Origin of the sequence: Vibrio ouci (assembly GCF_004551525.1) — a bacterium.
Lineage (GTDB): Bacteria > Pseudomonadota > Gammaproteobacteria > Enterobacterales > Vibrionaceae > Vibrio > Vibrio ouci.
Genome location: NZ_SATR01000328.1, coordinates 1 through 520, shown reverse-complemented (window position 1 = coordinate 520; position 520 = coordinate 1). Strand labels below are relative to the sequence as shown.

1 tRNA gene and 1 rRNA gene are annotated in these 520 nt (G+C 48.8%); both read right to left on the bottom strand.

Annotated elements, in window-relative coordinates:
- Positions 1-282: 282 nt before the first annotated feature.
- Positions 283-359 (bottom strand) — tRNA-Asp (locus tag ELS82_RS25875).
- 30 nt (positions 360-389) lie between these two features.
- Positions 390-506 (bottom strand): 5S ribosomal RNA (gene rrf / locus ELS82_RS25870).
- Positions 507-520 lie beyond the last annotated feature (14 nt).

The following is a 520-nucleotide window of genomic DNA, read 5'->3' as shown; positions in this document are numbered from 1 at the left end:
CGACAGACTCRTAGTCTGTAGCATCTTCAATCGTTTCATGAGCCAGTACTAATTCTTGAGCCAACATAAAAAATCCCCACTAACTTTGTTAGTGGGGATTATCATACGWCCCGAAGATCATTCAAGTCTCTAAACCGATCGGCATTAAGTCGTAAGACTAGGCTTTCTAAATAAGTGGTGGACGGCCGGGGTTGCGGGCAACCGGGACTCGTTCCCTGAAAGGGGAAATTGCTTCGCCTTAAAACGACAAAACCCAGTCCGAAGACTGGGTTTTTAAATAAGTGGCGGAGCGGACGGGACTCGAACCCGCGACCCCCGGCGTGACAGGCCGGTATTCTAACCAACTGAACTACCGCTCCGCACTGGTTAGACCTAAGTCTAAATTTAAAGCCTGGCGATGTCCTACTCTCACATGGGGAAACCCCACACTACCATCGGCGCTAATTCGTTTCACTTCTGAGTTCGGCATGGAAATCAGGTGGGTCCAAATCGCTATGGTCGCCAAGCAAATTCTTTAATT